The following is a 17,262-nucleotide window of genomic DNA, read 5'->3' as shown; positions in this document are numbered from 1 at the left end:
TTTATCCATTTGATAATTAGTATTATAGATAATTTGTTTTAAGTATTTTAAAAATTAGGTTATGAATAAAAGCTTTACTTACTATTTAACAACATTTGTTATTAAATTAAAAGGGATTAAGAGTGCCTTTTCAACATCTCCTATTGATTATTTGAGATTGAGAAAAGATGATGTTTATTCTCCTAATGGTAGATTTTATAAGAGGGATAAGATTTTGAACTTTTCGGTATTAGATACAAAAATTACTCAAATAGAAAAAAGTAATAAAACGGATAAGTTGTTGATTTATCTTCATGGCGGTGCATTTGTATCAGGGCCTATGCAACACCATTGGGATACGATAGAAACTATATCAAAAAAAACAGATTATACTATTTGGATGTGTGTATATCCGAAAGCACCTGAATATAAAATAGATAAAATATCAATAAATATTGATGAAATATATCAAAAAGCATTAATTAATTATAAAAGTAGTAACATTATATTGATGGGAGATTCGGCAGGTGGTACTCTAGCTATTTCACTTACACAAAGATTGATTGCAAATAATAGACACCTTCCTTCTAAATTGATACTTATTTCACCTGTTTTGGATGCTACGCTAAAAAATAAAAAAATAAATGAGGTAGATAAAAAAGATATCATGTTATCTAAAGCAGGAGTTTTGAGTGCTAAAAGTATGTGTTCGGATAATTTGAATGACGTTAGAATTTCGCCAATAAATGGAGCTTTTAGACTTTTCCCAAAAACATATTTATATATAGCTGAAAATGATATTACTTATCCCGATCAACTTATTTTTTCATCAGAACTAAACAAAGAAAAAATAGATCATGAAATGATAATTGGAAAAGAGATGCCGCATATTTGGCCTTTATTACCGGTAATGAAAGAGGCTAAGGTTGCTCTTAATCAACTAATCGATCATATAAATGAGGATTAGTAAAATACTTTATAGATGACTGTATCTGCAAAACTTAATGATATAAATATTGAATACGATAAGCAAAAAACTACTGAAGCTTATGTGAATGAAATAAGTATAAAAGAGGATTGCCCTTGTGATGATTGTGCTTATTTTGTTGATGTAGTATTGAAAATAGATTTAGAGATTTTTCGCATTTTAAAAAGTATTGGAACTGATTTAGAGAAGAATTTGAAAAATGAACCAACTGGAGTTTGGTGTATAAGAAATGATGATGATGAGTTTATTTTCTTTCAACAGGTATATCGTATAGAAGGATTTTTGCATGGCAAATTATCTTATCATTATGAAAAAGAAGAACAGGGATTAAAGGTTGATGCTGTGTTTGTAAATCATCATGATCATATTAGTGTTGATTTACAGGTAGCTAGAATAGGTATTGTGTAATGTGTATAATTAGCATGTAGCTTTTTTTGTGCATTAGTTTTTTTGTGTATTGGTTTGTTGTATATTAGTTTTGAAGATAAAACATAGATAAAATTATGAAAGAAACTATAAGCGTTGACGATGCAATTGCTAAAGGACATAGAATGGTTACTTATCCTGTGCTATTAATTATCGTTGGGGTTTTTGGAGTTACATTTTATTTAGGTAGTCAAAAGCTTATTCCGGTTTGGGGTTTTATCGCAGGTTTTCTTGTTGCATTTGTTTTTGCTTGGTTATGGTGGAGTTTTATGATTACGAGATGGAGGCTTTGGGCTTTTGAGAATGTTAGAAATGTACATGAACTACAGAAACGAGCAATTCAAGAAAAATTAATATGGGCAGACAGTAGTATTTTTGAAAAGACCGAAATTCGTACGACAAAAGACGTAGAAAAATTGAATAAGCTGTCCAATAAATTCAATCAAGAAGATGTTTTTCTGGATGACATAACTGTTGCAAATGAAACGGTTATTTATTATTCTAAAGTGAAAAATTTTATTGAATTGGCAATTATGCTTGGCTGTTTAGGTGTTGGTATTTATTTGCTTCTAAAAACAGATAATTATATCATTGGTTCAGCTCTTTCTATTATCGGTGTGTTTTTTGGTTATAAAGAGTATAAAGAGGCGACTAATACAGAGCCTCAAATCATAATTAATGAAAGAGGAATAAAAACAATATCAACAGATTTTTATACTTGGGATGATATTAGGAATGAGGAGGTTGTTAGTGAGGGATCTGGTAAACATATTCGTTATTATTTAAATTATAATCACCCAGAAGGTTCTGAACATTTGCAAATTGACGATTATGATACGGATATAAGAAGTTTGAACAAATTACTGATTTTATATCGTGGTCGAAGTAAGAAAACAATATTGAACCGATAACATTCGTGATAATTTTACAAATTATAAATGGTAATATCACGAAAAGCTCTTGATTAAGAGTTTCTTTTGTGAGTTAGTTCTTATAATATTTTTCTTCATTTACTTTTACAATAGAATAGGAGGTTTCCGTTGAGATAAATTACCTTTGCAACAAAATCCGATATTATGTTTTCTGCCATCAAGAAAAAACTCCATTCAGATCCTGTTTATAATCTTCATTTTATCTTAATGTGTCTCAGTTCGTTGTTATTTTCAGCGAGTTTTAACATGATGATTCCAGAATTGCCAGCCTATTTAAGCAGTATGGGAGGAGCAGAATACAAAGGATTTATTATTGCATTGTTTACTTTAACAGCGGGAATTTCGAGACCTTTTAGTGGAAAGTTAACAGATAAAGTGGGACGTGTTCCTATTATGGCAGTCGGATCTATCGTTTGTTTTGTGTGCGGAATTTTATATCCTATTTTGACTACCGTTTCTGGTTTTCTATTTTTGAGATTGATACATGGTTTTTCGACAGGTTTCAAACCAACGGCAACAGCAGCTTACATTGCCGACATTATACCCAGAGAACGTTGGGGCGAAGCACTGGGCTTACATGGTATTTGTTTTAGTATTGGAATGGCAATTGGACCAGCATTGGGAAGTACCATTACCTTATATTCATCGATAAATGTGATGTTTTTCACCTCTTCTTTTTTTGCACTTTTATCGATTGTGATATTATTTAATATGAAAGAAACATTGAAAAATAGACAAAAGTTTTCTTTCGGATTATTAAAGATTTCAAAACAAGATATCTTTGCAAAAGAGGCACTACCAGCAGCATTAATTACGTTTTTATCTTATATTGCTTATGGTTCTATTTTAACCTTAATTCCAGATTGGACCGAACATTTAGGCTTTCAGAACAAAGGTGTTTTCTTTATTGTTTTTACCATATCATCTATGAAGGTACGTTTCTTTGCAGGAAAGATATCAGATCAAAAAGGACGTGTTTTGGTCATAAAATTAGGTTTAGTTTTACTGATTGCTGCATTGGTTATTTTAGCTTCGATAGATGCAAAAATAGGTTTAGTTTTAGGTGGATTGATGTATGGAATATCGACGGGAATTCTTTCGCCAGCTTTAAATGCATGGACAATAGATTTTAGTAAACCCGAAGAACGTGGAAAAGCAATGGCGACTATGTATATTGCAATGGAAGCCGGAATAGGACTTGGTGCTTTGTGCGCAGGTTGGTATTTTCAGGATTATTTAGACCGCATTCCGATGGTGATTTATGTTTCGGCAGCGATTTGTCTTTTAGGTACCATTTATATGCTTAAATTTAAAAATAAGCCACAAACAATTTAATGTAGTACAATGAAAGCAGATTTACACGAATTTATAGCACAACAGATTGAAGAAAAAATTAAGTATTTGAACGGTTTAATTGATGATTTACGTGCTTCGAACAATGATACCAAAAGTAGTATGGGCGATAAGTACGAAACATCACGTGAAATGATGCAACAAGAAATCACACGAATTCAAAATCAACTAAACGAAGTTTTGGTACAGCAAGAAGTATTTTCTAAAATTAAAATTGTTGAGAATAATACGATTGGATTAGGAACTTATGTTGAAACGACAATGGGTAACTTTTGTATAGCGTGTAGTTTTGGAGAAATAATATTCGGTAACAAGAAGATTTTTGTGTTATCTACTCAAACGCCATTGGCAAAAATACTAATGGGAAAGACAGAAAATGAAACATTCGAGATGAATGGAAAGTTGTTTAAAGTGAATGTAGTGGAATAGATCCAAAAAATAAAATAAAAAAGGACGTAGTTGCGGTACGTCCTTTTTTGTATTGAAAAGTATGTATTAGAATTGTGCGATAACAATAATATATATCCTTATTAACGCATGTATTTGTGTTGTAATAGAAAATAGAAATAAGGCCCACTTTGCTTGGAAAGTAACGTGTGTGCATTATGGAAAAAATATAAACCAAAGTCAAATAGTGAGCCTGATATTTCTTCTGTATCTATTACGATAATCTTTTTACTTCATCACAAAATATAGTTTCTATAATGAAAATATTAATTCATATTCTATAGTTGCTATCCTTTGCGTTTTGTTGTAATTTTGGTATCGGTATTTCAAGCGGAATTTTACTTCCAGCGAACGTTCGCTAAATTATAAAAATTCGTTTACATTTACCTAATATTTTTGAAAAAATTATGCAAGAAGAATACATTAAATTAATTTTTGGATTAAAACTAAAACAAGTTAGAACGGCTAAAGATTTATCATTGTTTAAGTTATCTAAATTAACTGGCCTTTCGAAATCATATTTAAATGAAATAGAAAAAGGTAAAAAATATCCAAAAACTGATAAAATTGTTGCACTTGCTGAAGCACTTGAGATTCCTTATGATGAAATTGTTTCACTAAAATTGGATAAAAATTTGGCACCAGTGGCTGAAATTTTACAATCTAATTTATTACAAGAAATTCCTTTAGAACTTTTCGGGATTGAAGAAAGAGATCTAATCGAGATTATTTCGAATGCACCAATGAAGGTAAATGCATTTATTTCTACCTTGATTGAGATTGGAAATAACTACAATTTAACGCGCGAAAGCTTTTATTTGGCATCTTTACGTTCTTTTCAAGAAGCGAATGATAATTATTTTCCAGAAATAGAGACATCTGCAAAAAATTTCTTGAAAGAATACTTAGTACATTCTGAAGGTTTAGTTTCGAATGAAGCAATGGAAGAAATTCTGAAAGAAGAATATAATTACACTATTATATATGAAGATTTCAGTGTTTTTGGACCAAAAGATTTAGTTAAATTACGTTCTATTTTTATCAAAGAGAAAAAATTACTTTATATTAATACTTCTTCAGATAATGATCAAAAACGATTTATTTTAGCAAAAGAATTAGGGTACAATTACCTTGATTTAAAAGAACGTTTGTATACATTTTCTTGGGCGAGTTTTGATAATTTTGATCAATTATTAAATAATTTTTATGCGTCCTATTTTGCGGGAGCATTGTTATTACCAGAAGAAAAATTATTGAAAGATATGCAAGATCTGTTCTCGTTAGAGCATCATGACTTGTCTAAATTTCAAGAGATTTTAGGAAAATACACAGAATCGCCAGAAACAGTATATCAGCGTATGACGAATTTGTTACCAAAACATTTTAATATTCGCGATTTATTTTTCTTGCGATTATCTACAAAAGTAGGTTCAAACTCATTCAAACTCACAAAAGAATTGCATCTCAATCAGCAACAATCTCCACAGGCAAATGAAACAGATGAGCATTATTGTCGTCGTTGGGTTTCGTTGAATGTTCTGAAAGAATTAGAAAATCACCAAGAAGATCATCATGAAATTTCTGCGCAAATTTCGTTGTATCCATTTAATAATAATCAAAAGTATTATGTGATTTCGTCTGCGACAAAAGATCCATTCAATCCAAATTATTTGAGAAGTGTTACGATAGGCGTTTTATATAAATCGGCTCAACGTAAAGTGAAATTTATGAATGATCCTTCGATTCCTGTAAGAGAAGTTGCTGTAACATGTGAAAATTGTGGAATGAAAGATTGTTTGGAAAGAGCTGCAGAACCAATTCGTTTCGAAAAAGATATTCGAAATAAACGTTTGAATGTAACAATTAATGATTTTATAAGAGCACAAAGTAAATAAAAAAATCCAGCTTATTTAGCTGGATTTTTTTGTTGAGGTTACTAACAAAGGTACAAAGTTACAGAAATCTTTTTGATAATATCGCTTCATTTCTGTTGAATAATCTTGTTAATTTTACATCCCGAAAACAAACTCACGATGAACAAACAAAACTACAATCCAATCGAAGAAGTACTTGAAAAAATCAAAGAAAAAGGAGGTTGGGTTAACACACATTCACACTTAGATAGAGCTTATTCATTGACTTCGGATACTTTCTCATTATCAAATTCTTATCTTAAAGAAAAATGGCATTTAGTAGATGATATGAAACGTAATTCTTCAGTTGACGACATTTATTTCCGTATGGAAAAAGCAATTAACTTTATGTTAGAGCAAGGTTGTCAAGCAATCGGGTCGTTTATTGATGCAGATGAGGTGATTGAAGATCGTAGTATACAAGCAGCTCAACGCTTAAAAGATAATTATGGAAAAGATATTGAAATGCGTTTTGCAAATCAAGTCTTAAAAGGAGTTATTGATCCAAAAGCACGCGAATGGTTTGATATGTCATCTGATTTTGTTGACATTATCGGTGGCTTACCTGCAAAAGATTTCGGTAGAGAAGAAGAGCATTTAGATATTTTATTATCTACAGCAAAAGCAAAAAACAAATTAGTTCATGTTCATGTTGATCAGTTTAATACTGATGAAGAGGTTGAAACAGAGCAATTAGCGCTTAAAACGATTGAGCATGGAATGCAAGGGAAAGTTTCTGCGGTACACTCAATTTCAGTTGCTGCTCATCCTCGTAAATATCGTTATGAATTGTATGATTTAATTAAAAAAGCAGATATGCACATTGTTTCTTGTCCAACAGCATGGATAGATCACAATCGTACAGAGCGTTTAGCACCTTCTCATAATTCAATTACACCAGTTGATGAAATGATTCCAAGAGGAATTAATGTAGCCTTTGGTACAGATAATATTAATGATATTTATAAACCTTTTTCAGACGGACATCTCTTAACAGAATTACGTGTAATGTTAGAATCTTGTCACTTTTATGATGTGGAACAACTTTCGAATATTGCAACAGTAAATGGTTTGAAAGCTTTAGGAATTCAAAAATAAAATGTATATTTATACAGTAATTAAAATCTCGCAATTGCGGGATTTTTTTTGAACACAAAATTAAAAACCACAATAATTTATGCGATTAAATGTACAGAACGAAACCGCTCAATTACAAACAGTAGTCTTGGGAAGAGCAGAATCTAATGGAGCAAATCCTACACTTGATCAGACTTACGATGCAAAATCTTATGAATCTGTAAAAAATAATGATTACCCAAAAGAGGAAGATTTAATTGCTGAGATGTCAGAATTTGAACAAGTTCTTAAGAAATATAATGTAGAAGTCTTACGACCAACTTTATTACAAGATTGTAATCAAGTTTTTTCTCGTGATGTTGGATTTGTTATTGATGATGAGTTTTTTATCGCGAATATTATTCCTGATCGTTTAGAAGAATTGCAAGCATATCGTGAAATAAAGCGTATGTTTAAAGGAAATAAAATCAATGCATTACCAGAAGAAGTTTATGTTGAAGGTGGTGATGTGATTTTGTACAATGATTATATTTTTGTAGGAACATACAAACAACCAGATTTTAAACAATTCAAAACAGGTCGTACAAATGTTGAATTTGTAGAGTATATCAAAGCTAAATTTCCAAATAAGAAAGTATTAGATTTTGAATTGAAAAAGAATGATCAAGATCCTTACGAAGGAATTTTACATTTAGATTGTACATTTAATCCAGTAGGGAGAGACAAAGCAATTATATATAAAGATGGATTTTTGTTTGAACATGAATATCAGCAAATCGTAGATATTTTTGGGAAAGAAAATTTATTCGAAGTTACAAAAGAAGAAATGTATTGGATGAATCCGAATGTATTTTCTATTTCTCCTGAAGTTGTCGTTTCAGAGAAAAATTTCACTCGTTTAAATGATCATTTAGAAAATGTTTGGAATATAAAAGTTGAAAGAATTAATTATAGAGAAGTCTCTAAAATGGGAGGCTTATTAAGATGTTCTACAATGCCTTTAATTAGAAAATAAGATGAAACAGAAACAATATACATCAACTATTTTAATGGTTGAGCCAGCAGCGTTTTACTACAATCCAGAAACAGCTGTTAACAATTATTTTCAAACCGAAACAACAGAATCTAAAGAAGATATTCAGAAAGAAGCTTTGGCAGAATTTCAAGGAATGGTTTCGGCTTTGCGTTCGAAAGGAGTAAATGTTATCACAATAAAAGATACAGTTTCACCGCATACACCAGATTCAATTTTCCCAAATAATTGGATTTCTTTTCATGATAATGGAAATGTTGTGTTATTTCCAATGTTTGCAAAAAATAGAAGAGAAGAACGTCGTGAAGAAGATGTATTAAGCTTATTAGAAGAAAAAGGATTTCATATAGAAGATGTGATTGATTTTACTTCTGCAGAAGAAGATGAGGTTTTCTTAGAAGGAACTGGAAGTATTATTCTTGATCGTGAAAATGAATTGGCTTATGCTTGTATTTCTCAACGAACTGACGAAGATTTATTGATCGAATTTTGTGAAGAATTAGAATATACACCAGTTATTTTTCATGCAAATCAAACAGTAAATGGAGAGCGTAAACCTATTTATCATACCAATGTAATAATGTGTATTGCAGATAAGTATGCGATTATTTGTTTGGATTCTATTGATGATAAAAAAGAAAAGAAAGCAGTTTGCGAGTATATTTTAGAAGCTGGTAAAGAGATTATTGCAATTACAGAAGCGCAAATGCATCAATTTGCTGGTAATATGTTGCAAGTTGGTGGTTTAGGACAATCATATTTGGTAATGTCTCAAACAGCTTACAATTCTTTAACAGAAGATCAAATTTCTAAAATTGAAAATTATAATCCAATTTTACCTGTTAAGATAGATTTGATAGAAAAATTAGGAGGAGGAAGCGCTCGCTGCATGATGGCAGAAGTTTTCTTACCAAAAAAATAAATAGGTCGAATACAATTATAAATCCGAGTTTTTACTCGGATTTATTTTTTATCATTTCTAATGTTATTTCGTAAGGTGATTTTGATGAATTCAAAGATTTTAACCAACTAATATAACTTAATACAAATACATCTCGATTGCTTTCTTTTTCTAATTTATCTAGTATTTCTTCAAAAGATTTATTTATCAAAATTGAAGGTTTCAATAAATATTTTTCGACCAAAACAACATAGTCTATTACTTTTTTTTCATTAACATTTTCTAAATAAGTCTTGTATCTTCTTTTAAAACTTTTTATTCTTGTTAAAGCGAAATCAACATTCTCAAATTGTGCATGAATGAGAATTTCCATTACATTTTTTCTGATTGTCCAAAGCATCCCGATCCTTTTCTCGTACCAGCCATCTGTATGTAATAATTTGCTTATAATTTTTAATGCATTTTTATCTTTTTTTTGACCCAAAAACATTGCACAAGCGGCTTGCAAATCATTTATAATAGATAAATCAACTTTTTTTGAAGATGTTTTAATTGCGTTTTCAATTATCTCTAAAGCTTTTTCAGAATGATTTGTAAAATGAAAATTCAAAGCAAGAATTAATTGATGTTTCTGATAGAAAGCCGAATAATATAGTTTATTTTGCTTTTCCATTAAATTGTGCATATCATTTAAGTATGAAAAACTTTGCTCAAAATTTAAATTCCTAAAACTAAAATTAGCTAAATAATAAAGTATTTGAATGTGATAATACAAATGATGCTCAGAATTTTGTGATTGATTTTCTAAAAAATTATACGTTGACTCAATGTAAGATTCTACTAATTTATAGTTTTGATGAATAGCTGCATATTCATTTGCAATGTCTAAAATTTGCACCAAAGATTTGTATGTTACAATAGAATCATGTGAAATATTATATTGATTCATAGTAGATTGAAGCAAAGTTTTTAAGTCAATAATTTCTCCTTTGTAAATGATTTTTTCTAATTCTTTTCTGAGTTGTGCATAAGCAATTGTAAGTTTTGCTTCATTGTTTAATTGTTCTTGATTGAAAATAAATTTAGCTGATAATTCTTCAAAATTCTCTTTTGGATGAAGATGATTATAAAGTAATCGTGTAGAATAAATTTCGTTCAATAAGCTAAATTGTTCAAGTTTTATAGCTTTGGTTTCAGCTTTTATCAAACATTTATAAGCAATTTTTTCAAGATTATTTTCGTATAAAAATTTTCCAACAACCAATAACTTTAGCGCTTCATTAGTTTCGTTTGCATTATTCCTAAATGTTTTATTTGATAAAAATAGTAGTAAGCTGTCTTGCAGTCTTTTTCTCAATGCGTGGTAAGCGTCATTATTCTTTTTATCCTTATAAATTTTTTTGATACTATTTATATCGTCAGTTTTTATTAGTTTAAGTAGTTGTAGGTTTTTGGTGTCATTTCGTTTATTGTTTTGCTTTAAATGTTTAATAAATTCATTGATATCTTCATTATTTAGCAAAGAAATTAATTCACTTAAATTATCCATTTCTATTTGATTTATATTTTTAAATATAGAAATATTTCGTCAGTATTTGCATAATATTGAATTGTTTTTGAATCTATTTTCTTAGAATTTTGTTTCATAATTAATAAAAACCTAATAGAAATGGAAACAATTGAAAACAACAATCAAGTAAATGAAAAATCTTCGAAAAGAACAAAATCAATAACTAATCCATACAAACCGACGGCTGCATTTATAGGTGCTTCTTGGACTGCATTATTAGCTGGAACTATAGGATATTGTGTTGGTTTGTGGAATGCAACAATGGAGCTAAACGAAAAAGGATATTATTTTGTGATTCTCTTATTTGGTTTGTTTGCAGTAATTTCTGTCCAAAAAAGCGTAAGAGACAAAGCAGAAGGATTAGCTGTAACCGAACTGTATTATGGATTGAGCTGGTTTGCCACTATAGCTGCTATTGTATTATTGGTAATCGGATTATGGAACGCTGATTTACTTCTAAGTGAGAAAGGTTTCTATGGAATGTCCTTTGCATTAAGCGTTTTTTCTGCGATTGCTGTACAAAAAAATACACGAGATTCTAAATTAGCTGATACAAGACAATAATACAAAAACATTTACTTTTTCTTTTAAAAGGTTACGATAAGTAACCTTTTTTTATTTGTATTCAGTCAAATTTTTCCAAAATCGTTTTGGCATCAATTGAATTTGCAATCTCGAATTTTTTCTTGCTTCAATTGTTGTTGAATTAAAATAAGATTTCCATAATTCTTGGTACAAATTTTCGTTTACATCAATATATTCAGCTGGAGTAGTAGATGTTTTAGGAGTAAAATTTAATTGTATTTGCTGAACTTGTCTTGAGTTCTTTTCATAATAAATTCCATATTTTCGAATGTTATCGAAAATAATCCAATTTTGATCCGCATATCTTCTTCTAAAATGATTGATAATTAAAGGCAAAACATTGTATTTAGGTTCTGTCTTAGCAAAAAATAGATCTTGATTAATCTTTTCAAAACGGATAAACGCTTCGTGATGATGTTTTTCACGATGAACAGAACGATACATTTTCATCACATATAAAACAAACTCGTTCCCATAATTTAATTGTATCGCAGATGATTCATTAATAATTAAACAACAATAATAAAAGAGCTTTTCGTACGCTTCTTTTTCTTCGGACAAGAAAACAGCTTGAACGGCTTTATAACTTGTTGAATTTAATTTACTTTTTAAGCTTTTATAAACTCTTTTAGCCTTTTGCTCATCAGTAATTACAGTATAAATTTCATCAAACATTGAAGGTAAAAAATCTCTTTCCGAAACTACTTGTATTTGTTTAGGTTTTCTGACGTAATAATCAAAAATTAAGGTCAAAAATCCTTCGAAAGTATTATCAAAAACATAGATTTCCATTAGTCGAAAAGATTTAATTGATTGGGCTGATTTTTTAAATATTTACTTTTGCTCGTACTCAAAATACGATGTTTAATCTGCGATCCAAGCAAATCTTTTTGTTGGTATTGATCATCAGCACAAGTCATAAAAAATTTTGCTCGATTATATGCAATTCCCAATCGTTTCAGTTGATAAGAATAAATTTTTCCAAACTTTCGAGCTGTAATAATTTTCTTCGCCGATTGCACACCAATTCCTGGAATTCGAAGAATTAAATGATAATCTGCAGTATTAATATCAATCGGATAAAGATGTAAATTTCTTAAAGCATAACTTAATTTTGGATCAATATCAGTATCCAAATGTGGATTCTGTTGATTCAAAATTTCTTTGACATCAAATTGATAAAAGCGCAATAACCAATCTGTTTGATACAATCTATTTTCTCTTAACAAAGGTGGTTGTGAACCTATAGAAGGTAACATTTTATCATTATGATTAATTGGAATAAACCCTGAATAATATACACGTTTCAACTTAAAATCATTGTAATATTGATTTGCTGTATACATAATTTCCATGTCATTTTCGGGCGTTGCACCAATCACCATTTGTGTAGATTGTCCTGCAGGAACAAAAGTAGGAGTAGACTTTATTAATTTTCTCTCGGAATTAAATTCAGTCATTTGTTGTTGAATAAAACCTAATGGTTTTTTTACATCTTCGTGCGATTTTTCTGGGGCAACTAATTTTAATCCTTGTTCAGTTGGCATCTCCATATTAATCGACATACGATCAGCATATAAACCTGCTTCTCTTAATAATTCTGGACTTGCTCCAGGAATAGTTTTAAGATGAATATAGCCATTGAAATTCTCTTCTAAACGTAACTTTTTCGCAATCAAAAGCAAACGTTCCATTGTAAAATCAGCATTTTTAAAGATTCCAGAACTCAAGAATAATCCTTCTATGTAATTTCGTCGATAAAAATTAATGGTCAAATCAACTACTTCTTGTACCGTAAATGCGGCACGTTTTACATCGTTGCTTTTTCTGGAAACACAAAAAGCACAATCGTAAATACAATGATTGGTTAAAAGAATTTTTAGTAATGAAACACAGCGACCATCTTCTGTAAATGAATGGCAAATTCCAGATTGCGATGCATTTCCTAGCCCGTTATTTGTGTTTTTTCGTTTACTTCCACTCGAAGAACAAGAAACATCATACTTTGCTGCATCAGCTAAAATGCTTAGTTTTTCGTTAATTCTATCAAAATTCATCTATCATTGCTTTTTACAAAGCAAAAAAAATAAACTGCCATAAGATGACGTTTAAAATAAATTAACAGAAATTTATCAATCGTATTCCAAATTGATCAATAGTTCAGTTTTAAGACGGCTAATAAAATTACAATCTAGTTCTGCTAAAAGAATATCAATCAATTGAGATAAAAAATCGCGTTGTATAAAATTAAAAATAAATGTATTTTCCTTTGTTAAAAAATAAAAATCATAACGACTAAAATAACCTGAAATAGACTTAATTTCTAATGTAGATAATTCTTCTGCTGGAAAGTATTCACTTAATTTAGTACGATAATCATGAATTTTTTTGATTGAATTAGTAGAAGAATCTACATATTCGAGATTCAATTCTTCAATTTCATCTGTACAAAACTGAAGGGCAAATTCATTTTTTGGATAATCGTTTATGTACAAATTGAAACGATTATCTTTTTGATATAATTGAAAAAGTCGGTTAAATTCTTGTACATTTTTTATCATAATCGATTTAGATAAATGATTGATTTGACTAAATTTAATAACATTTAGTTAAATAATCAAATAAAAAAGAGCCAAATTATATGGCTCTTCTATAGATTAGTAACGAATTGTTCTTGTTGTATTTGAAATTGGTTGGTCAAAATTTTTCACATATTGTGTTCTTTTGATCCAATTTTTATGATCATCGTATTGATATTTAATCGTTGAGATATTCTTCACTTTTCCAGTTTCATCAAGTGTAGTTTCTTCTATAATATTATTATTAGCATCAAATTTTCTTAGATATTTATTGACTTGTTTATTGTCTTTTCCTATATAAATTTCCTCGACTGGATTACCGTTTGTATCATTTTTATAATTTAAAGTATATGATCCTTGGTTGTATTTTACTTGTGTTTTAACTAAAAAACCATTTTGAAATTGATAATTTTTTTCAATAAAAACATCTGCATCTTCCAGTAAATTTGTTTCTCTTTCGTATGTAATTTGTTGATTTTGATTTAATTTATATTCCGTTTTTAAAACATTTACATCATTTTCACTTTTAGTTACGATATAACCTTCTGAATTATATTCATAATCGAAATTAAAGATTAAACTCTCATCATTACTCTTCAATTCACGAGAAATTAATTTGTTTGATTCGTTATAATTAAATGATTCTGAAAAAGTTTTATTTCCAGCTTCATCAAAATATTCTCTTTTTATCGGATTTCCATCTTTATTATAAGTTGATTTAGTATAATATTCTAAATCATAACCTTCAATTTGCATCACTCGAATACGCGCTTTTTGCATCGATTCTTCTATATAATTTGGGTGTCCAAGAATATCATTTTGATCTAATTCTGATTTTTGTGCAAATGCTAAACCAGAAATAAATAAGGTAATTAAAGCAATGTTTTTTAACATATGTTGTGTTTTTTAATTCGTTTATTGAAATATTAATCAAAATTAATTGAAAAATATTGATTTCTTAACTTATTTAAATGTCAACGTAAAAACAAGAACTTATATTTGACAAAATTTTAAAAAAATGAGCACAAAATTTAAACTATTAGGAAGTCAACCTGCATTTGTAGATCTGTCATTGTTATTAATTCGTTTAGCTGCTGGTGGATTCATGTTTACACATGGTTTTGGGAAATTGCAAAAATTAGTGAATGGAAATTTCGAATTTGGAGATCCAATTGGAGTTGGTCCAGAAATTTCATTAGGGTTAACAGTTTTTGCTGAGATTTTGTGTGCATTTTTAGTTTTAGTTGGAATTTTTACTCGTTTAGCAACTATTCCTTTAATTATTACCATGTTTGTAGCCGTTTTTATTGTACATGCTGGAGATGATTTTGGTAAAAAAGAATTAGGATTATTCTATTTAATTAATTATTTCGTTCTATTTTTATCAGGTGCAGGAAAATATTCTCTGGATCGATTAATCTTAAAAAAATGATAAAAAGAATAACATTCGGAGTATTGATTTGTTCAACCGCATTGTTTGCTCAATCTAAAAATATGAATAACAAAACCTATAAACCTTTATCTAAAGCTGAAATAAGTTTAGTAAAAGAAAAAAAATCGTACGACACATTTCGTGTTTTATTGACTACTTCGGAGGCTGACCTTAAAATTTTGAAAGCACAATCTATTGATATAGATCCAAAAGATCCTAATATAAAATTATTGGCAGATCGTATGTATGCGACCGTACAAGATGAAGCAAGTAAAGGAGTTGGGATTGCTGCTCCGCAAATTGGTATCAATAGAAATGCTGTTTGGGTACAGCGTTTTGATAAAGAAGGTGAGCCTTTTGAGTTTATCATAAATCCTAGAATTTCGTGGTATTCAGACATTGTTCGTCACGGAAGAGAAGGTTGCTTGTCTATTCCAGATATTTTTGGAAAAGTGTATAGAAGTTTAGTTCTTCGATTAGAGTATTATGATTTAAATGGAAATTTTCATGATGAAACTGTTGAAGGATTTACAGCTGTTATTTTTCAGCATGAATATGATCATTTGATCGGAACATTATTTACAGATCGAATAAAAGAACAAGAAAAATTAAATTATGTGAAAGCAGAAGTTATGAATGATGTTTTTTATTTAAAGAAAACATCAATTGACTTTGACGATGATGATGAAGATTAAATATATCTTAAAATTATCAAAAGTATTATGCTTGGCATAGTTTTTAGTCTATTTTTGTACATCTAATTATCTATAAATTGTTAGCACATACAACATACATTCATCCAACAAGTACAGAATGGGTAACTTTTGTTCATGGAGCCGGTGGAAGTTCTACAATTTGGTTCAAACAAATTCGTGAATTTCGTAAACATTTTAATATTCTTTTATTGGATTTAAGAGGGCATGGACGATCTAAAAATAATTTGAAATCACTTTTCGAAAAACGTTATACATTCAAATCTGTTGCAAAAGATGTGATTGAAGTTTTAGATCATTTAAAAATCAAGCAAACTCATTTTGTTGGTATGTCTTTGGGTACTATTGTTATTCGACAATTAGCAGAAGATTATTCAGATAGATTTAGATCTATGGTAATGGGTGGTGCAATTATGAAAATCAATTTTCAATGTCAATTTTTGATAAATGTTGGAAATACGTTTAAGCATATGTTGCCCTATCTTATTCTATACAGAATATTTGCTTTTGCCATAATGCCAAGAAATACACATAAAGAATCGAGAATATTATTCATTAATGAAGCAAAAAAATTGTATCAAAAAGAATTTTTGAAATGGTTCAAACTAACTGCAGATGTCAATCCATTATTAAAATGGTTTAGAAAAGTTGAGTTAAATATTCCAACACTTTATGTAATGGGAGCAGAAGACCATATGTTTTTGCCTTCTATACAAGAATTAATAAAGAATCATAAAAATAATTCGGAATTAATTGTGATAGATGATTGCGGACATGTTGTCAATGTTGATCAACCACAAGTTTTTAATGATAAAGTAATAGCTTATATCAATACAATAAATTAACAAAAAGCTTCAGATGTTCTGAAGCTTTTTTGTTGTACAGAGTTTATTCATAAAAATCTAGAGTTTTTATTCAACAAAGAATTATTCTCTACATTGTGATTTAACTTATACAATATTCTATTATTTTACTACTTTATGGATCTGTAACTAATTATATTTACGTTAAAATCCTTATACAAATTAGGGCGTCTTCTTGAAAAATGTAGTTCTGGTGTATTCTTTTGGATTAGTCATTTAGAAATTTATTCTAAATATTCTAATTTATTTTTATTTAACCTTACATGGTGTTGTAACGAAAAGGTATTTCCTCTTATTAAAATTGTGCAATCAAAATTTCGTGATTGCAATTCGCAGAACAATGTTTTTACGTAACATCTTCTTGCAGAATTCCACGAGCTGTTACCAACTGTTTGATTAAAGCGTTCGATTAATTCATTGTCCGTTAATTCACGGAATAATACGACAAATTCATTTTTTAGATTTTCCATT

20 protein-coding genes are annotated in these 17,262 nt (G+C 29.2%); 13 read left to right on the top strand and 7 right to left on the bottom strand.

What is annotated here, in order from left to right:
- The first annotated feature begins 61 nt into the window (after nucleotides 1–61).
- The 5 genes from AC2I98_RS04745 (at nucleotide 62) to AC2I98_RS04725 (ending at nucleotide 4,107) form a co-directional block, all read left to right on the top strand.
- Nucleotides 62–946 (top strand): alpha/beta hydrolase, encoded by an 885-nt coding sequence (locus AC2I98_RS04745; RefSeq protein WP_486413483.1) that lies wholly within the window; start codon nucleotides 62–64, stop codon nucleotides 944–946.
- A gap of 15 nt (nucleotides 947–961) precedes the next feature.
- Nucleotides 962–1,375, top strand: a complete 414-nt coding sequence (locus tag AC2I98_RS04740) for a hypothetical protein (protein WP_486413482.1) — start codon at nucleotides 962–964, stop codon at nucleotides 1,373–1,375.
- A gap of 95 nt (nucleotides 1,376–1,470) precedes the next feature.
- Nucleotides 1,471–2,304, top strand: a complete 834-nt coding sequence (locus tag AC2I98_RS04735; protein ID WP_486413481.1) for a hypothetical protein — start codon at nucleotides 1,471–1,473, stop codon at nucleotides 2,302–2,304.
- Between the two features lie 165 nt (nucleotides 2,305–2,469).
- Nucleotides 2,470–3,660 carry an MFS transporter gene (locus tag AC2I98_RS04730; protein WP_486413480.1) on the top strand — a complete coding sequence of 397 codons (1,191 nt, stop codon included), beginning with the start codon at nucleotides 2,470–2,472 and terminating at the stop codon, nucleotides 3,658–3,660.
- 9 nt (nucleotides 3,661–3,669) lie between these two features.
- On the top strand, nucleotides 3,670–4,107 hold the full coding sequence (locus AC2I98_RS04725; RefSeq protein WP_486413479.1) for a hypothetical protein: 438 nt from the start codon (nucleotides 3,670–3,672) through the stop codon (nucleotides 4,105–4,107).
- 101 nt (nucleotides 4,108–4,208) lie between these two features.
- On the opposite strand, the gene AC2I98_RS04720 is transcribed toward AC2I98_RS04725, so the two are convergent.
- Nucleotides 4,209–4,340 (bottom strand): hypothetical protein, encoded by a 132-nt coding sequence (locus AC2I98_RS04720; RefSeq protein ID WP_486414060.1) that lies wholly within the window; start codon nucleotides 4,338–4,340, stop codon nucleotides 4,209–4,211.
- A gap of 192 nt (nucleotides 4,341–4,532) precedes the next feature.
- On the opposite strand from AC2I98_RS04720, the gene AC2I98_RS04715 reads away from it, so the two are divergent.
- The 4 genes from AC2I98_RS04715 to ctlX all read left to right on the top strand — a co-directional run bounded on the left by AC2I98_RS04715 (nucleotide 4,533) and on the right by ctlX (nucleotide 9,070).
- Complete coding sequence (locus AC2I98_RS04715) at nucleotides 4,533–6,020, top strand: helix-turn-helix domain-containing protein (RefSeq protein WP_486413478.1); 1,488 nt, start codon at nucleotides 4,533–4,535, stop codon at nucleotides 6,018–6,020.
- Nucleotides 6,021–6,158: 138 nt separating this feature from the next.
- A complete protein-coding gene (locus tag AC2I98_RS04710; RefSeq protein ID WP_486413477.1) occupies nucleotides 6,159–7,136 on the top strand; it encodes an amidohydrolase family protein in 978 nt (325 codons plus the stop codon).
- A gap of 79 nt (nucleotides 7,137–7,215) precedes the next feature.
- Nucleotides 7,216–8,130 (top strand): dimethylarginine dimethylaminohydrolase family protein, encoded by a 915-nt coding sequence (locus AC2I98_RS04705; RefSeq protein ID WP_486413476.1) that lies wholly within the window; start codon nucleotides 7,216–7,218, stop codon nucleotides 8,128–8,130.
- 1 nt (nucleotide 8,131) lies between these two features.
- Complete coding sequence (gene ctlX / locus AC2I98_RS04700) at nucleotides 8,132–9,070, top strand: citrulline utilization hydrolase CtlX (RefSeq protein ID WP_486413475.1); 939 nt, start codon at nucleotides 8,132–8,134, stop codon at nucleotides 9,068–9,070.
- Between the two features lie 31 nt (nucleotides 9,071–9,101).
- On the opposite strand, the gene AC2I98_RS04695 is transcribed toward ctlX, so the two are convergent.
- Nucleotides 9,102–10,598, bottom strand: a complete 1,497-nt coding sequence (locus tag AC2I98_RS04695; protein WP_486413474.1) for a hypothetical protein — start codon at nucleotides 10,596–10,598, stop codon at nucleotides 9,102–9,104.
- Nucleotides 10,599–10,718: 120 nt separating this feature from the next.
- Here AC2I98_RS04695 and yiaA point away from each other — a divergent pair, with 120 nt between their 5' ends.
- Nucleotides 10,719–11,183 (top strand): inner membrane protein YiaA, encoded by a 465-nt coding sequence (gene yiaA, locus AC2I98_RS04690; protein WP_486413473.1) that lies wholly within the window; start codon nucleotides 10,719–10,721, stop codon nucleotides 11,181–11,183.
- 51 nt (nucleotides 11,184–11,234) lie between these two features.
- On the opposite strand, the gene AC2I98_RS04685 is transcribed toward yiaA, so the two are convergent.
- The 4 genes from AC2I98_RS04685 to AC2I98_RS04670 form a co-directional block, all read right to left on the bottom strand.
- A complete protein-coding gene (locus tag AC2I98_RS04685) occupies nucleotides 11,235–11,996 on the bottom strand; it encodes a TIGR03915 family putative DNA repair protein (protein WP_486413472.1) in 762 nt (253 codons plus the stop codon).
- Complete coding sequence (locus AC2I98_RS04680; RefSeq protein WP_486413471.1) at nucleotides 11,996–13,261, bottom strand: putative DNA modification/repair radical SAM protein; 1,266 nt, start codon at nucleotides 13,259–13,261, stop codon at nucleotides 11,996–11,998. The genes AC2I98_RS04685 and AC2I98_RS04680 overlap by 1 nt, the downstream gene beginning before the upstream one ends.
- A gap of 75 nt (nucleotides 13,262–13,336) precedes the next feature.
- Entirely contained in the window at nucleotides 13,337–13,765 is a 429-nt protein-coding gene (locus AC2I98_RS04675) for a hypothetical protein (RefSeq protein WP_486413470.1), read from the bottom strand.
- A 96-nt stretch (nucleotides 13,766–13,861) separates the two neighbouring features.
- Nucleotides 13,862–14,677, bottom strand: a complete 816-nt coding sequence (locus AC2I98_RS04670; RefSeq protein WP_486413469.1) for a hypothetical protein — start codon at nucleotides 14,675–14,677, stop codon at nucleotides 13,862–13,864.
- 124 nt (nucleotides 14,678–14,801) lie between these two features.
- Between AC2I98_RS04670 and AC2I98_RS04665 the strand changes: the two genes are divergently transcribed.
- The 3 genes from AC2I98_RS04665 (at nucleotide 14,802) to AC2I98_RS04655 (ending at nucleotide 16,773) form a co-directional block, all read left to right on the top strand.
- Complete coding sequence (locus AC2I98_RS04665; protein WP_486413468.1) at nucleotides 14,802–15,215, top strand: DoxX family protein; 414 nt, start codon at nucleotides 14,802–14,804, stop codon at nucleotides 15,213–15,215.
- Nucleotides 15,212–15,910, top strand: coding sequence for a peptide deformylase (gene def / locus AC2I98_RS04660; RefSeq protein ID WP_486413467.1), 699 nt, complete (start codon nucleotides 15,212–15,214; stop codon nucleotides 15,908–15,910). The genes AC2I98_RS04665 and def overlap by 4 nt, the downstream gene beginning before the upstream one ends.
- 77 nt (nucleotides 15,911–15,987) lie before the next feature.
- Nucleotides 15,988–16,773 carry an alpha/beta fold hydrolase gene (locus AC2I98_RS04655; RefSeq protein ID WP_486413466.1) on the top strand — a complete coding sequence of 262 codons (786 nt, stop codon included), beginning with the start codon at nucleotides 15,988–15,990 and terminating at the stop codon, nucleotides 16,771–16,773.
- Nucleotides 16,774–17,015: 242 nt separating this feature from the next.
- Here AC2I98_RS04655 and AC2I98_RS04650 read toward each other — a convergent pair whose 3' ends face one another.
- The gene (locus tag AC2I98_RS04650; protein WP_486413465.1) at nucleotides 17,016–17,261 is read right to left on the bottom strand and encodes a hypothetical protein; all 246 of its coding nucleotides are present in this window, start codon (nucleotides 17,259–17,261) and stop codon (nucleotides 17,016–17,018) included.
- Nucleotide 17,262 lies beyond the last annotated feature (1 nt).

The organism is Empedobacter sp. EJD.6dd, from assembly GCF_057369435.1.
The sequence above is the reverse complement of the archived record's forward strand: the minus strand, read 5'-3'. Positions and strand labels throughout refer to the sequence as shown.

Excerpts from the sequence above, each read along its gene's own strand:
- AC2I98_RS04745 (WP_486413483.1), top strand. The coding sequence starts at position 62 with ATGAATAAAAGCTTTACTTACTATTTAACAACATTTGTTATTAAATTA.
- AC2I98_RS04740 (WP_486413482.1), top strand. The coding sequence starts at position 962 with ATGACTGTATCTGCAAAACTTAATGATATAAATATTGAATACGATAAG.
- AC2I98_RS04735 (WP_486413481.1), top strand. The coding sequence starts at position 1,471 with ATGAAAGAAACTATAAGCGTTGACGATGCAATTGCTAAAGGACATAGA.
- AC2I98_RS04730 (WP_486413480.1), top strand. The coding sequence starts at position 2,470 with ATGTTTTCTGCCATCAAGAAAAAACTCCATTCAGATCCTGTTTATAAT.
- AC2I98_RS04725 (WP_486413479.1), top strand. The coding sequence starts at position 3,670 with ATGAAAGCAGATTTACACGAATTTATAGCACAACAGATTGAAGAAAAA.
- AC2I98_RS04715 (WP_486413478.1), top strand. The coding sequence starts at position 4,533 with ATGCAAGAAGAATACATTAAATTAATTTTTGGATTAAAACTAAAACAA.
- AC2I98_RS04710 (WP_486413477.1), top strand. The coding sequence starts at position 6,159 with ATGAACAAACAAAACTACAATCCAATCGAAGAAGTACTTGAAAAAATC.
- AC2I98_RS04705 (WP_486413476.1), top strand. The coding sequence starts at position 7,216 with ATGCGATTAAATGTACAGAACGAAACCGCTCAATTACAAACAGTAGTC.
- ctlX (WP_486413475.1), top strand. The coding sequence starts at position 8,132 with ATGAAACAGAAACAATATACATCAACTATTTTAATGGTTGAGCCAGCA.
- AC2I98_RS04695 (WP_486413474.1), bottom strand. The coding sequence starts at position 10,598 with ATGGATAATTTAAGTGAATTAATTTCTTTGCTAAATAATGAAGATATC.
- yiaA (WP_486413473.1), top strand. The coding sequence starts at position 10,719 with ATGGAAACAATTGAAAACAACAATCAAGTAAATGAAAAATCTTCGAAA.
- AC2I98_RS04685 (WP_486413472.1), bottom strand. The coding sequence starts at position 11,996 with ATGGAAATCTATGTTTTTGATAATACTTTCGAAGGATTTTTGACCTTA.
- AC2I98_RS04680 (WP_486413471.1), bottom strand. The coding sequence starts at position 13,261 with ATGAATTTTGATAGAATTAACGAAAAACTAAGCATTTTAGCTGATGCA.
- AC2I98_RS04675 (WP_486413470.1), bottom strand. The coding sequence starts at position 13,765 with ATGATAAAAAATGTACAAGAATTTAACCGACTTTTTCAATTATATCAA.
- AC2I98_RS04670 (WP_486413469.1), bottom strand. The coding sequence starts at position 14,677 with ATGTTAAAAAACATTGCTTTAATTACCTTATTTATTTCTGGTTTAGCA.
- AC2I98_RS04665 (WP_486413468.1), top strand. The coding sequence starts at position 14,802 with ATGAGCACAAAATTTAAACTATTAGGAAGTCAACCTGCATTTGTAGAT.
- def (WP_486413467.1), top strand. The coding sequence starts at position 15,212 with ATGATAAAAAGAATAACATTCGGAGTATTGATTTGTTCAACCGCATTG.
- AC2I98_RS04650 (WP_486413465.1), bottom strand. The coding sequence starts at position 17,261 with ATGGAAAATCTAAAAAATGAATTTGTCGTATTATTCCGTGAATTAACG.